This is a genomic window from Campylobacter concisus, assembly GCF_002913545.1.
GTDB lineage: Bacteria > Campylobacterota > Campylobacteria > Campylobacterales > Campylobacteraceae > Campylobacter_A > Campylobacter_A concisus_AV.
Genome location: NZ_PPBR01000089.1, coordinates 1 through 12,898, shown reverse-complemented (window position 1 = coordinate 12,898; position 12,898 = coordinate 1). Strand labels below are relative to the sequence as shown.

Below are 12,898 nucleotides of genomic sequence, written 5' to 3'. Positions count from 1 at the left end.
TGCAAAACTATGGAAATAAATTTTTATTATTGCACCATTCATCAAAATGTTTACACTTTTGCCTAATATTATCTATGCCGATATTTTTAGCTATGGTGGCTCCATGTAATACTTTTCTGTATTTTGGTAAATTTAGAATTTGACCCAATCTATGAGATGGACTGGTATCATAAGAATTGTTAATTTCTTCTGGGTTTGGACATTGATTAACTATTGCTGATAAAGAGCTTATTATTTGAGCTGCTCTTTGATTCCAGTCGGGATCTGCTTTTGCTATTTCATTTATATCGCTAAAAAGTAAGCTTTCAAATTCATGCGGTTGTATATACGGAAAAAATCTATTATTAGAAAAAATTGAATTTATATCATCTCTAAATTTTTCCTCCAAATATTTAACTTTTTTATATATATCTGGGATTTCGTTTAGTTGATTGTGGCCGGGAAAATTTGTATCAAGAGCATAGTAGTCAAACATAGTGGTTACATGTGCGGCTACGTCATATTTGACAAGCCTTAATATAAAATTCTTTACTCTATCATATGATAATGCTCCACCTTTTTTGTCTACGAGCAATGGTTGAATAGTAACTATTTGTGGATCAAAATAAGGAGCAAACACCTCTTTTATAAAATTTTCTTCGGTTTGGCCTTCGCATATTATATATACTCTTCTCATGGCCTACCACCTATTAAGTTACTTTTCCAAATTTCACCCATCGTATAGTCTTGTAGCCAATCGCCCAACTCTTCTTCTTTTAAGCGCCTAAAAACCGTTTCTTTATTTTTTCTATCTACTACTATAATATCCTCTGGAGTAAAATAATTTATAAGTTCTACTGACTGAGATGAGATAATTATTTGCTTTCTTTCGGCAACTCTTTTAATGAGCGTGCTTAGAATATTTATTGCAAACGGATGAAGCCCTAGTTCAGGTTCATCTATAATAATAGTATCCGGCATTAGCTCAAAAGGCTGCAATAAAAGAGTAGCTAAGCATATAAAGCGCAATGTTCCATCTGAAAGCATATGAGCTTTAAATGGAGTATCCGGATCTGACTTGTCATACCATTCAAGCTGTATATTTTCAGAGTTTCTAAAAATAAATCCACCAAAAAAAGGAGCTACTTCTTGTATTATTGAAACTATTTTTTCATAATAATCTAAATATTCGTCTTTTAATCTTTTTAAATACGCGGAAATATTTTGAGCGTTTGCTTTAAATATTATATTGTCGTTAGCTTGGCATACACCTTTTATAGGTGATGTTTCTCCGGTATCATGAAAATGGTAGAGTTTCCATTTTTGAATACCATCCAAAGAGTATTTGGCTACTCTTCTTGATCGTGCATATGCTTCTGCTTGAGATAGATTACTTTCAAAAATATTTTCTCCTATTGTATATCCGTATTCGAGAAATCTAACATGCTCTCGTTGTATTAGCAACTGATTATTCTGCGTTGGGACTAATGTAACGTCATAACCGTTTGATCCGAATTCAAATTTGAGCAATATTTGATTTGTAATTTTTCTTCCAAAGTATAAAAAGCTGTCAGGACCTTTATCTAAGGTATGCTCTTGGAGGCGCTTATATAACATGTAGTTAACCATTTTAAAAACGGATATAAAATTACTTTTACCTACTCCATTTGCACCTATTAATATATTTATATTCTTTAACTCAAAATCCCTTAATGATTTTATGGATTTATAGCCTTCTATAGTAATCTTTTCAATTTTCATAATTTAATCAACCTATCAATTATCATAGCTTCCAAATCCCATCTTTTTATCCTCGCCAAAGCTTGAGTTTAGCTCGCGCTCTATCGTGGTTTTGAAGTCCTCAAAGGTAAAAATTCCATCATCTTTTATAGCCACTTTTAAAGCGGTATTTTTTAGCGCAAGGACGATCTGCGCGCCACTTAGGTTAAACTCAGCCAGCTTTTCTACGCTAAAGCCATCTTCAAAGCTCGCATTTTCAGGCAAAATTTTACGCCAAATGGCAAGCCTGCCGTTATAATCAGGCTTTTTAAACTCGATCTTATAGTCAAATCTTCTAGAAAAAGCGACATCAAGGCTTTGCAAGAAATTTGTCGTTGCGATCAGCACGCCCTCAAAGCGCTCGATCTGCTCTAAAAAGATATTTTGCATTTGATTGTGCATCTTTTCAGCCCCACTCGAGCTCTCCACTCTCGTGCTTAAAAACTGATCGGCCTCATTTAGCAAAAGCACTGGCTCGCTGCCACTTTTTTTGCAAATTTCTTTGTAAGTATCAAAAATTTTCCTTACATTTTGTTCGCTCTCGCCGACATATTTGCTTAAAATTTTTGAGCAGTCAAAGCTTAGAATTTGCTTCTTTAGGCTCTTTGCAAGCCCAACGGCGCTCATCGTCTTGCCAGTGCCAGGCTCGCCATAAAAGATGATCTTAGCGTCTATGTTTTTTCTAGTTTTTATGCCCCAGCTGCTAAGTCTAGCGAGCACTTTTTTATCGACTTGCTTTAGTATCGTGCTTAAAAGCTGCTTTGTTTTTTCGTTTAGCACGACGTCTTCTAGGCTCGTTACTGGCTCAATGAGCTCAAAAATTTCTTGCTCTTTTACTAGGCTTTCTATCTTGATTTTCTTGCTGTTTTTGTCATTTTTTGGGTGCATTATGCTTTGCAAAATTTCTTCGTTTATAAAAAAACTTTTGCTAACGTTGCCATAAGCGTTTAAAACCTCGTCGTAGTCGATTAGAGCGCCTTCAATTAGCCTTGAGCCGTCCTCTAAAAGAGTGCGATTTTTGATGCGCTCAAGCTCGTCTTTGCTTATTAGCCCAACTAGCGTGTTTAGGTCGCGACCATTTTCGAAGTCGCCCGCGTACTCCTCTTTTAAAAGGGCTAAAAATATGATCTGCTCTTTTTCATCAAGCGAATTTTCTTTAAAAATTTGCTCTATTTTTAGGCTGATCTTGCTTAGTTTTACACGCTCGTTTATGCGCTTTGTAAGCTCAGAAATTTGCTCGTTTATGCGCTTTTTAGCGTCATTTGAGCCACCTTCAAATATCGCAGCCTTTGAGTAAAGCTCTATCTTTAAAAACTGATCTTTTAAATACTCCAAATGATCTTCATAAGGCGAAAGCTCTGGTAAATTTATATCGGCGTTGCCATCTTCTAGAATTTTTAAAAACGTGCTTGAGAGTGAAATTTCAGAGTGAAGTAGCGAAAGCAGCCCTTGGTTAGAGCTTTTTTGCGAGTTCTCTGGCATTTTAAAGAGGCTGTAGTTTTGCACTATCCAGCCGCTACCCAGCAAATTTTTTATAAATTTAAGGTATAAAAGCTGCTTGTCATTTTGCGTGCCAAAGACAGCCCCAAGTAGCTCAAAAACGCTCATGCTAGCCGTGCCTTGCACGTAGGCTTTGCTTAGGTATTTTAAAATTTCTCCCTCTTCATCGCCGCACTTTATAAGCTCGTAAATTTTGCTTTTTTTGAGGTCTTGGTTTAGAAAATCAAGCAAATACTTCACTAAATTTTATCCTTTATCTGCTCTTTTAGTACACGTTTTAGCACCTTGCCAGTAGCATTTCTAGGCAGCTCCTCGGCAAAATAAATGCTTTTTGGAATTTTGAAATTTGCTAAATTTTTCTTTAGATGCTCTCTAACCGTCTTTTCATCAAGATCCATACCCTCTTTTACCTGTATGAAAGCCACGACCTCTTCGTCTGCATGCACGTCCTTTACGCCAATTACTGCTGCAGCTTCAACGGCTTCTAGCTTATAGATCACCTCTTCGATCTCGCGTGGATAGATGTTTATGCCCTTTGATATGATGAGGTCTTTTTTGCGATCAACGATGTAGATAAAGCCCTCTTCATCGATCTTGCCAAGGTCCCCTGTCTTTAGCCAGCCATTTATAATGGTCTCATCAGTCACGCCTGGCATGCCGTAGTAGCCTTGCATGACGCAGTCGCCTTTTACGATGATCTCGCCGATCTGACCTACTGGTAGCTCCATCATCTCATCATCTACGATCTTGACCTCATAACCATTTAGCGCAGGACCTACGCTTAAAAGCTTTTGCTTGTCAAATAAATTTGCCGCCACGATCGGAGAGCATTCGCTAAGGCCATATCCCTCAACGAGCGTCGCGCGCGGGAATTTCACTCTAAAGTCATCGATAGTCTGCTTAGCAAGCGGAGCAGCGCCACTTACAAATAGCCTTATGCGGTTAAACCATCTAAAATACCATGGAATTTTTGCCTTGCCAATGGCTGTATATATAGCTGGGATACCCAAAAATACGGTGACTCGCTTTAGTAAAGCCTGTTTTAGCACGTTTGAAAAAGGGAAAACCGACTTTATAAGCACCATCGAAGCACCTGAAAATATCGGCAAAAGCACCATCGCTGTTAGCGTAAAGCTATGAAACATCGGTAAAAATACGATAAATCTATCGCTTTTTTTAACTTTAAAGCGCTCGTGTGCGCCGACTAAATTTGAGAGGATATTTTTATAGCATATCATCGCGCCCTTTGGCTTGCCAGTGGTGCCTGAGGTGTAGATGATGTGCATGAGATCGTCTATTTTAGGGTATTTTGTGATGCTTAGGGTGTATTTGTGATTTAGCGCTTCGCTGAAATTTACATTTTTTACAACGCCGTTATTTTCATAGCCCTTGCTCATATCCTCTTTTGAAATTTGTGGAGTTGAAGATAGATAGGCACTCTCGCCATACTCCTCATCAACGCTTACATAGTCGTCTTTTGAGGCACTTTGAAGTTTTTTTGGTGTTTGACCGATCCAGATGATCTTTCTTAAAATTTCAAGCTCGCTAAGTGCGATTAGCTCCTTTGCAAGCGAGCTGGAGGCAAAGAGCACCCTTGCGCCGCAGTCGTTTAATATATACTCAAACTCATTTGTCTTTAAAAAGGTGTTCATCGGCACTGCCACCGCACCGATAGCGGTGATAGCAAGGTATGAGATGATAAATTCTTTCGAATTTGCCACCGCCATAGCCACTTTGTCGCCAAAATTTACCCCGCAAAGCTGCAAGTAAGCCGCCACTTTATCGACGTTTTGCTTTAGTTCGTGGTATTTTAGCTTCTCTTTTTCATCAAAGATCGCTATCTGGTTTGGACTCTGCTTTGCTACTTTGGTCAAAATTTCATAAAAATTATTATAAGAGTATTGCATTTTTAGCCCTAGAAAGAGTATTTAAATGTCATTGCAGCTATCTGAATGCTACTTGCGTCAAATTCGCCAGACATTGAGCCAGTGCCATTGAGAGTACCATTTTTTATACCTGTCGCACGTTTTTTGTCTCGGTGCTGATAGAGATAGCCTAGTCCTAGCTCTAAATTTGGCGTAAATTTATAGTTTGCCCCAAACGAATATGCTTGAGAAGTGGTATTTGGAAGCTCTAAGCCAGTGTGTTCGCTGCTAGTTATATCCTCATCGTATGAAAAGCCAGCCATTAGTCTAAGTTTTTCATTTACGTCGTAAGCAAGGCCTATCCTATATGTGTTTGTATCCTTTGCGTTTTTAACGACTGGATCGTCCATAAACATTTTAAAAGCAGGGTGGTGTGAATGAATAGTCGTCTTGTCGTCATATTCAAAGTCATAATCTTTAAATTTAGACCAGTAAGTCCTCTCGAAAGCTAGCAAAAGAGTAAAGTCGCTAAATTTATATCCAGTCGCAAGAACTAGCTGAGCTGGCAGTGGGATCTCAACTCTTGTTTTGCCATGATAGCTTATAGGTGCTCCGTTAAAATCGGCATCGGCACTACCTTTAAGTTCTAAATTTACCTTCGAGCGGTAAGTCACTGCAAAGCTAAGCTCCTCGGTAGGTCTATATGTAAGAGCTACGTTGTAGCCGTAGTTTATGCCATCGCCTTGTATCTCTCTGTAGCCAAAACGTCCAAAGTCACTTGCTATCTTGCCCTTGCTATAAACGCCTCTAGCGCCCAGAGCAATGGCAAGTTTGTCATTTATGCGGTAAGCTACGGTTGGATTTAGCTCGACAACTTGTAGTTTAAACCTCTTGCCAGTAAAAGCAGTCTCTGGATCCTCCCACGAGATGCCAACAGCAGCGGGCACAGCAAGGGCTAGTCCAAATCTCCAGTTTTCATAAATTTCTGGCGTTACAAAGCTAAATGTGCCAGCTAGTGAGTCAAATTTCTTTGAGCTATAGCTCTTGCCATCATCGCTTTTAAAGTCGATGGAATTTATATGAAACCAACCAAGCGTGCTTTCAAAATGGTGAAGTCCGTCTAAAAACATCATATTTGCAGGGTTAAAATAAGCTGCATCAGCCCCAAAACTAAAGGCTACGTTACTAGCAGCAAGCCCCAAAGAATCAGTACTTTGCTCAGGGACCTTGTAACCCCCAGCATTTAATAAAGAACACGTCGCAACAATGCTTAAAAGCACTCTTTTCATAGCTTTTCCTTTTCTAGGTTTCTTAAAATTTTGATCTCATCTCCCCAAATACTCTCGTCAATCGTCTCTAAAATCAAGGGAATTTCGCCTATTTTATCATCATTTATTATATTTTCAAAAGCGCCAAGCCCAAGCTCACCCTTGCCAAGGCTCTCGTGCCTATCTTTTTTTGAGCCAAGACCAAATTTAGCGTCATTTAGGTGCATGCCAGATAGAAATTTATAGCCGATGATCGCATCAAATTCGCCCATCGTCTTAGCGTAAGCCTCTTTGCTTCTTAGATCGTACCCAGCGGCAAATGCGTGGCAAGTGTCGATGCAAACGCCAACTCTGCTCTCATCGTCCGCTCTTTTTATCAAATACACCAGCTGCGCAAAATCAAAGCCCAAATTTGAGCCTTGTGCGGCTGTGTTTTCGATGACAAGCTTTACGCCACTGGTGCGTTTTAACGCTTCGTTTATGCATCTAGCGATGTTATCTAGGCACTCATTTTGGCTTATTTGCTTTAGATGTGAGCCAGGGTGGAAATTTAAAAGCTTTAGTCCAAGCTGGCTAGCCCGCTCTATCTCGTCAATAAATGCTTCAAGGGATTTAGCTCTTGCCTCTTTTTCAGGATGGCCTAAATTTATGAGGTAGCTTGCGTGTGGCAAGACATGATCGGCGCTTATGCCAGAGGCTTTTAAATTTGCTTTAAACTGCTCTATCTCGCTGTAGCTCAGCTCCTTTGCGCTCCACTGGCGCTGGTTTTTTGTAAAAAGTGCAAAGGCATTTGCTCCTATTTTTGCAGCATTTATCGGTGTGTTAGATACGCCTCCAGCCGCGCTTACGTGAGCCCCAATGTATCTCATTTTAACTCTTTTATTATCACTTTTATTTTATTTTTGCTATCGATAAATTTGACGTAGTTATCGCAAACTTCGTATTTTATAAAATAAGAACTTAGATCTTGGCTAAATCCGCACTCAGTGGCCGTTAAGCCCTTGCCGTCGTAAATTTTCTCTCTTTTTAAAATTTCCTCAAATATGCTCTCATAATGTGGCGCTAAGAAAAATTTTTCATTAAATTCACTCTTGCTAAAGCAGGCGCCATTTACACAAATTTTGTCTTTTATGCGGATATTTGCGGTGTTTACGCCAGAGCTATAAATTTGCAAATTTAGCTCGTTTTTGTACTCGTGAAAAAAGCCGACGTCATTTATCTTTATCATCGGCGAAAAGAGCGTTACCTGAAAGGCTTGCGAGCTTTGCGGTGTTTTTGTAGCGATACAGCCTGAAAAAATGAGAGCAAATAATAAAACAAGTGAAAACTTCTTCAACGACTTTTCCTTTTAATGTAAATTTAAGTTAAAAAGTAATATAATCCCAATTTCATAACCGATCGTGGCCCATTCGTCTAGCGGTTAGGACATCGCCCTTTCACGGCGGTAACACGAGTTCGAGTCTCGTATGGGTCACCACTTCTAAAAGACAAAATCTTATCCACATAAGCTTTAAAATCTAGTTAATCCAAATCACCCGCTCTTTAAAAACAAATTCTATAATTTTTGTTTTGTAAAAAATAATCAAATTTAACATCTAGTAAAATTTAAAAGAAGAAGCTTTTTTAAGCAAAATAAGTAGAAAGCAGCTAAATTTAGCCTTTCAAAAGGCTCTAAATTAACTGCAAAATTTACATCTGATGTGGCTTTCCTAGCAAAAATCCCTGTGCATACGAAATTCCAAATTTCTTTATATACTCTAAAATTTCTTCGTTGCTCACAAACTCAGCCACGATCTTATAGCCTTGTATTCTAGCAAAGCTCACGATAGTCTCAACCAAAACCCTTGCGTTTTCGTCAGTTGGTAGCTTTTTGATGATCGAGCCATCTATCTTGATATTATCTATATCAAGCTCTAAAATTCGGTAGTAGTTAGAGTAGCCAGAGCCAAAGTCGTCGATTGAGATTTTACATCCATATTTTTTAGCTCTTTTTATAAATTCATTTGCCATGGCGTAGTCGCTAAGCTCTTCGCTCTCTAGCATCTCAAAGCAAACTCTACTTGGATCTGGGCAACTCTCTAGCTTTTCATCTAAAATTTCTCTCACACCAGGATCTGTTAGATCCGAGCTTGAAAGGTTGATAGAAAATGTATAGTCTGGATATTTTTTAACTAGATCAAAGGCTAGGGCGATCACTTTTTTTGTTATCTGAAGATAAAGTTGCGTTTTCATCGCGATCTCTAAGAACTCGCCTGGGTAGCGGATCTTGCCGTTTTGATCGACTATACGCACCAAAACCTCGTAGTATTTTGCCTCTGTCTCATTTTCTTGCACGTTAAAAATTCCCTGACACTCAACTATCACCTTGTCGTTTTCTAGGGCGTACTCGATGAGTTCGGTTATGAGTTGGTTTTTATAGTATCTCATCTCGATCGCGTCGTTTTCGAGATAGTAGTAGATCTCGTTGCCGCTATCACTTGCTTGTTGATTAGCTAGGATTGACTGCATTAGACGGTTTGTTTGCGGTGTGTCATTTGATAAAGATACGCCAAGAGTTATCTTGATACCAGGTAGGTTTTCAAATTTACCATCTATCTCGATGTTCATCCTGCTAAAGTTAAAATACTCTTTTATAAAGCCGATATCTCTAACGATGTCATCGCCTTGATACCAGATGTAAAACGCATCATCTTGAAATCTAAATAGCTCAGCATTTATAGAGTAGGTATCAACACAGAGTTTTAGTGTATTTGCCACCGCTTTTAACATAGCGTCAATAACCTTTGTCTGGTAGAAAAATCTTAGCATCTTGTAGTTTTTGATGCTTATGCTGATCACAATTCCATCTTTTTTCGCCTCTATCATCTCAGTCAGAGCAAAATAGTTTCCAAAGCCAGTTAGCTTGTCGATTGAGGATTGAATTTTTATCTGCTCATTTTTTTGAGTTAGCTCAGCAAGCATATTAAATTCTTTTGTCCTATCAAGCTTTATAGCCATGTAGCCCTCTAGCTTGCCCTCAAAGAAAAATGGCGCAAAACGTACTTTTTCATAAATCAAATTCCCGTTTCTTGTTCTGCTTATCAGTTCTTCATTTTCCCAAGAGATATTGTTTTTTATAGCATTTTTTATCTCAGCGTAAAAGCTCTCTGGGTGCATATTTGATTTTAAAATACTAGGTGTTCTACCAATAAGATCACGCATCTTATAACCTGTTTTTGCTTCAAAAGTTTTATTGACATATAAAAATTTGTTGTTAGTATCACAAAAAATTACTGAGCTATATGCGGTATCTATAGTATCTTCTAAAAGTTTTATTTTTTTTAGATGACGTTTGATCGCTTTTGATTGATAAAAAAACAATATACATATAAATGTAAAACTTATTAGACATAAGAATTGGGCGATTACGACATTACGAAGCATTGTCATATGAGATGCAAGAGTGTATTCTCTAAAATTTTTTAAATTTTTCCCAAGTTCTATGTTGCTTGATTCTTCTGCTATTGTGTTTAGGCTTTTTGCAAAATCTAGTGCAAAAGAAGCTTTATCTAATATCAATATTGCCTTTGAATCATTTTTATAGAGATCTTTATATTTTTTTATTTGTTCTTCTGTTTGGTTTAATGTTGCTGGATTAATTATAGCTGTGCTTTTTATCGCATAAAATATTCCATTAAGTGGAGTAAATTTTTGTTCCGTATTTATTTCAAACTCGCTTGAAATTATATAAGTCGCCATAGATGAACTAGCATAGTTTGATCTATCTACTAGTTTTCTTTTTCTAGTAAAGTCATTATTTAAGTTCTTTAAAAACTTAGAGTTTTTTTCTGTTTGAAAGATTTGGATGAGACTATTTAATTCATTAAGTTTACTTAAATTGCTATCAAAATTTATTAGATCTTTATTTACGTTATCATAGTTTAGACGAAGTATGTTGTTTTCTAGTGTAAATTTCAATCTATTGTTTATTAGTATAAGATTTAAAATAGTATCGTTAAATTTACCAATAATATTCATTGTTTGATTTATTTTATAAAGGTAAGTCGCACTACATACAAATATTATTATTAAAATAATTAAGGCTTTTAAGAAAAGGTTTGCTTGTTTCTTATTCATTTAATATCCTAGGCTTGCGTCCGTTTAGTGTTAGCAGAAATTGATAAATTTGTTCGATCTCTTCATTATTTAAAGCGTGAAGTAGTTGATGATAGCTTACAAAGCTTATGACCTCCTTTAGATCATTCATATCACCACTACTTAGGTAAGGGGCTGTTCTTGCTACATTTCTAAGTGATGGTACGCGTGAAAGGCGTTTAATGTCATTGGCGTCTTTCAGCCCAACACGTTGCATTAAATTTCCGCCTATATTTCTACCAGTGTGACAAGCTATACAACCTACTTTCGTAAATAGCTGAAATCCTTTTTTTGCTTTTAAACTTATGGCATCATTATTACCTGCTAAATATTCATCAAAAGGAGAGTCAATACTTAAAACAGCTTTTTCAAATTCTACTAATACGCTTACTATATTTTCATAGTTTATTCCATCATTAAATGCACTCTTAAATAATATTACATATTCACTTATGTTTTTTACTTTTTCAACTATATCATCTTTATTTGAATTTAGTTCATTTCTTGATATTATAGATTCGTTTACTTGTTCTTTTAGACTTCTGGCTCGACCATCAACAAAAAACATAAAATTTAAAGCAGCATTTAGCACGCTTGGTGGATTTAATACCTCCTTTTGACTAGTTAGAGACGAATTTGATCCACTTAAGTTCCAGTATAAGTTATGACAAGTTTCGCAAGAGTAGTTTTCTTTTGTGCTTAATCTTTTGTCAAAGAAGAGTTTCTTGCCTATGTAAGCCTTTTTCTCATCGTATTCTGATGAAAGCACCGGCTCAAAAGAGGTATTTGCTATCAAAGTACAATAAAATACCAGTAAACAAAATAAAATTTTTTTCACTAAAATCTCCATATCTTTAACTAGCTTATCATTATATCTTAAAATATCTTTTTGGGTAGCAAATTGATTAATTTGTAAATAAAATCATTAAAATAAGTGTTTATTTGCTTAAAAGAATGTATAATAAATACAAATTAGTTTAAGGAGTAAACATGAGAAAAGGTTTTTCAATGATTGAATTAATATTTGTAATAGTTATTTTAGGATTACTAGCTGCAGTTGCTGTTCCAAGACTAACCGCAACAAGAGATGATGCTGAAATAGCTAAGGTTACAGCAAATATTCAAACCCTTCTCTCTGATTTAACTACATATTATACATCACAAGGTAAATTTTCTTCTGATATAAGCCAAATGACAAATGTACCATTAGAGATTGATGGTAATAATAAAAAAATAGCTGATATGACAGCTGCTGGCAAAAAATGTATAAAATTTACTTTGGTAGATTTTGTAACCGATACTGGTGATACTAAAGGAAAACCTGCTGTTATAAAAGTTGAAAAAGGGGCAAACCAAAACGATAGTCTTTGTCTTAAAATACTAGGCAATAAAGGTATCGAAAAATTATTAAATAATCAATTTAAATATGTAAATGCAGCTGGTGTTGAAAAAGAAAGTGAAACCGGAGAATATCCTGTTAGCGGTCTTAGTGTAGCATTCTAGTCATTGCTCTAATAAGTTTTTTACGGATAAAACTTATAATAAGTCTCTATGTCTAATATTTTTACAACTAATTATTGGGTTTTTAGTATATTGTTTTGTATTGTAATTAATAGAATTATTAGATAATCATCTAAATTTAATACACTGGATAATAAGTATTTATTATAGTGTTAAAGATTATTAAATTATTTCAAAACGCAATAAAATATAGTAATTTAAGAGTTAAAGCCATTTTGGAAATACATAAAAAATTATAAAATGTCTTGTTTTTCTAAAATTAAACACAAAAACTATTCTTTCCTTGACAAGAATAATATTTTTAGATAAAATGCGACTTTTTAATGAGGTAGTGGCATAAACTTAACAAACACGACTCAGGCGGGGTGTAGCGCAGTCTGGTTAGCGCATCTGGTTTGGGACCAGAGGGCCGAAGGTTCGAATCCTTTCACCCCGACCATGTTAAATGGTGAGTGTAGCTCAGTCGGTTAGAGCATCAGATTGTGGTCCTGAGGGTCGTGGGTTCGATTCCCATCACTCACCCCATTTTGGGCGCTCGTAGCTCAATTGGATAGAGCGACAGACTTCGGATCTGTAGGTTATGGGTTCGACTCCTATCGGGCGCGCCACTTGAAAGACTTTATGCGCTCATAGCTCAGCTGGATAGAGCAACGGCCTTCTAAGCCGTAGGCCTCAGGTTCGAATCCTGATGGGCGTACCACTTATTATTGTTGTGCGGATGTGGTGAAATTGGCAGACACGCCAGACTTAGGATCTGGTGCCCCACGGCGTGGAGGTTCAAGTCCTCTCATCCGCACCATCTTTTTTAAACTCCATTTTTAAAATTATCAAAAACTCGATTTTCATTTGAAT

Annotated in this window: 10 protein-coding genes and 6 tRNA genes; 7 read left to right on the top strand and 9 right to left on the bottom strand. The window is 36.6% G+C overall.

Going from position 1 to position 12,898, the window contains the following annotated elements; genetic code table 11:
* Positions 1 to 7: 7 nt before the first annotated feature.
* The 7 genes from CYP05_RS05070 to CYP05_RS05040 are packed head-to-tail and all read right to left on the bottom strand — an operon-like array spanning position 8 to position 7,727.
* Positions 8 to 676, bottom strand: coding sequence for a DUF4276 family protein (locus CYP05_RS05070; RefSeq protein WP_103642180.1), 669 nt, complete (start codon positions 674 to 676; stop codon positions 8 to 10).
* Entirely contained in the window at positions 673 to 1,740 is a 1,068-nt protein-coding gene (locus CYP05_RS05065) for an AAA family ATPase (protein ID WP_103580369.1), read from the bottom strand. The genes CYP05_RS05070 and CYP05_RS05065 overlap by 4 nt, the downstream gene beginning before the upstream one ends.
* A gap of 15 nt (positions 1,741 to 1,755) precedes the next feature.
* Positions 1,756 to 3,498 carry an ATP-binding protein gene (locus tag CYP05_RS05060; protein ID WP_103642179.1) on the bottom strand — a complete coding sequence of 581 codons (1,743 nt, stop codon included), beginning with the start codon at positions 3,496 to 3,498 and terminating at the stop codon, positions 1,756 to 1,758.
* Positions 3,498 to 5,165 carry a fatty acid--CoA ligase gene (locus CYP05_RS05055; protein ID WP_103642178.1) on the bottom strand — a complete coding sequence of 556 codons (1,668 nt, stop codon included), beginning with the start codon at positions 5,163 to 5,165 and terminating at the stop codon, positions 3,498 to 3,500. The genes CYP05_RS05060 and CYP05_RS05055 overlap by 1 nt, the downstream gene beginning before the upstream one ends.
* Positions 5,166 to 5,173: 8 nt before the next feature.
* Complete coding sequence (locus CYP05_RS05050) at positions 5,174 to 6,412, bottom strand: OmpP1/FadL family transporter (protein ID WP_103642177.1); 1,239 nt, start codon at positions 6,410 to 6,412, stop codon at positions 5,174 to 5,176.
* Positions 6,409 to 7,260 carry a deoxyribonuclease IV gene (gene nfo / locus CYP05_RS05045; RefSeq protein ID WP_103642176.1) on the bottom strand — a complete coding sequence of 284 codons (852 nt, stop codon included), beginning with the start codon at positions 7,258 to 7,260 and terminating at the stop codon, positions 6,409 to 6,411. Before nfo ends, CYP05_RS05050 begins: the two co-directional genes overlap by 4 nt.
* Entirely contained in the window at positions 7,257 to 7,727 is a 471-nt protein-coding gene (locus CYP05_RS05040) for a hypothetical protein (RefSeq protein ID WP_103642175.1), read from the bottom strand. Before CYP05_RS05040 ends, nfo begins: the two co-directional genes overlap by 4 nt.
* Before the next feature lie 66 nt (positions 7,728 to 7,793).
* On the opposite strand from CYP05_RS05040, the gene CYP05_RS05035 reads away from it, so the two are divergent.
* Positions 7,794 to 7,868, top strand: a tRNA-Glu gene (locus CYP05_RS05035).
* Between the two features lie 212 nt (positions 7,869 to 8,080).
* Here CYP05_RS05035 and CYP05_RS05030 read toward each other — a convergent pair.
* Positions 8,081 to 9,814, bottom strand: a complete 1,734-nt coding sequence (locus CYP05_RS05030; RefSeq protein WP_258031522.1) for a bifunctional diguanylate cyclase/phosphodiesterase — start codon at positions 9,812 to 9,814, stop codon at positions 8,081 to 8,083.
* A gap of 685 nt (positions 9,815 to 10,499) precedes the next feature.
* Entirely contained in the window at positions 10,500 to 11,363 is an 864-nt protein-coding gene (locus tag CYP05_RS05025; protein ID WP_103642173.1) for a cytochrome-c peroxidase, read from the bottom strand.
* 152 nt (positions 11,364 to 11,515) lie between these two features.
* Here CYP05_RS05025 and CYP05_RS05020 point away from each other — a divergent pair, with 152 nt between their 5' ends.
* From CYP05_RS05020 to CYP05_RS04995, 6 genes are all read left to right on the top strand, one after another.
* The gene (locus CYP05_RS05020; protein ID WP_103642172.1) at positions 11,516 to 12,028 is read left to right on the top strand and encodes a type II secretion system protein; all 513 of its coding nucleotides are present in this window, start codon (positions 11,516 to 11,518) and stop codon (positions 12,026 to 12,028) included.
* 379 nt (positions 12,029 to 12,407) lie between these two features.
* A tRNA-Pro gene (locus CYP05_RS05015) sits at positions 12,408 to 12,485 on the top strand.
* Between the two features lie 9 nt (positions 12,486 to 12,494).
* Positions 12,495 to 12,571, top strand: a tRNA-His gene (locus tag CYP05_RS05010).
* 6 nt (positions 12,572 to 12,577) lie between these two features.
* A tRNA-Arg gene (locus CYP05_RS05005) sits at positions 12,578 to 12,654 on the top strand.
* A 15-nt stretch (positions 12,655 to 12,669) separates the two neighbouring features.
* A tRNA-Arg gene (locus CYP05_RS05000) sits at positions 12,670 to 12,746 on the top strand.
* Between the two features lie 14 nt (positions 12,747 to 12,760).
* Positions 12,761 to 12,845, top strand: a tRNA-Leu gene (locus CYP05_RS04995).
* The last annotated feature ends 53 nt before the right edge of the window (positions 12,846 to 12,898 follow it).